1 protein-coding gene and 1 pseudogene are annotated in these 1,311 nt (G+C 41.6%); both read right to left on the minus strand.

From position 1 onward, the window contains the following. Positions 1 to 44 precede the first annotated feature (44 nt). Positions 45 to 830 (minus strand): annotated as a pseudogene (locus IRJ16_RS22780) (IS3 family transposase); the annotation flags it as partial. Positions 831 to 862: 32 nt separating this feature from the next. Further along, complete coding sequence (locus tag IRJ16_RS22785) at positions 863 to 1,270, minus strand: transposase (RefSeq protein WP_194114229.1); 408 nt, start codon at positions 1,268 to 1,270, stop codon at positions 863 to 865. Positions 1,271 to 1,311: the final 41 nt, after the last annotated feature.

Below are 1,311 nucleotides of genomic sequence, written 5' to 3' on the forward strand. Positions count from 1 at the left end.
TGAATCGTCCTGATATAAGTTGACAGATTTTACGATAGTCCCAGTTACAAGAGTAGCTGGGATTTTTGTTTATAAACACTTTGCGGTGTTTTCATTTTCAAAGATAAGTGCGGCCTGTAATTATTGTACAGACCAATGGCTTCTTCTGTTAATAATTTTGCGTGCAGTTTTGATTTTAGTACGTTGCCTAAGCCAAACTCTTCTTTTAAAGTTCTGTTCATCCGTTCGGCCAGTGCATTTTCATAAGGGTCACCATTTTCGGTCATACTCATTTTGATCTGATGCTGATCGGCGATACTTACATATTCTGCGCTACAGTATTGTAGTCCCCGGTCTGAATGGTGTATGAGCGGGTGATCCTTGTTTTTTCTGCTTCTGACAGCCATTTGAAAAGCCTGCTTCATTTGTGCCGCTTCCATGTTATCAGCTATAGCATAGCCCATTATCTTTCTGCTGTAAGCATCCGTGACCATATTCAGGTAACAATTGCCTTCATCCGTCTTGAGGTAAGTAATATCACTTACCCATACTTCATCGGGGCGTTTAACAACGATATCTTTAACCAGGTTCGGGTACTTTCTTAACCAATGTTTAGACATCGTAGTTTGTATGTACCTGCGCTTAGGCAATATCAGCATTCCATTCTTCTTAAGCAGGGCAAACAGTTTATCCCGCCCAAACTTGATCTCCTGCGCTTGTAGGCTATCCCTGATCTGATGGTGAAGCTTTCTGCCACCTAAACGGGATAGTACTTTTCGCTCTCTATCAACAAGTTGCTTCACTCGCAGTTCCTGTTCTTTCCTCTGTTCCTGCTCTTTACAGTGCTTATAGAAGTATTGACGGCTATACCCTAAAGCGTTAGCTACAGATCCGACGGTTCGCTGTTCCCGCTTTGAGCCTGTTCTGTAGCTTCTGACAACAGGCTCAAATACTTTTTTCTAATGTCCGTGTTTAACTGGCTGTCGGCAATATCGATGGCTCGATTCAAGACTTCTTTCTCTTGTTCCAAACGCTTCAGCTTTTTCTCTAACTCCCTGATCTTTTTATTCGGCGTATCTCTTTTCATGGCTTCTGATTCTTTCCAATCCAATCTACCATGTTTTCGCAACCAAACCAAAACGGTACTTCGTCCCTGGATGCCATAACGAAACTGCGCTTGCTTGTAGGTAAGTTCGCCTTTTTCTACAGCATCTACGATCTCCAGTTTAAAAGCTAAACTGTAATCTTTTTGGGTCTTTCTTTGATAACCCTTAACTTCCTGTTCTTTCATTTGTTAACACTTTTTGTGTCAACCTATTTTAGGACGTTACA

It is taken from the genome of Mucilaginibacter myungsuensis, assembly GCF_015222005.1.
Taxonomy (GTDB): domain Bacteria; phylum Bacteroidota; class Bacteroidia; order Sphingobacteriales; family Sphingobacteriaceae; genus Mucilaginibacter; species Mucilaginibacter myungsuensis.

What these genes read in the sequence shown, in the direction of transcription:
- IRJ16_RS22785 (WP_194114229.1), bottom strand. Translation starts at nt 1,270, where the DNA reads ATGAAAGAACAGGAAGTTAAGGGTTATCAAAGAAAGACCCAAAAAGAT.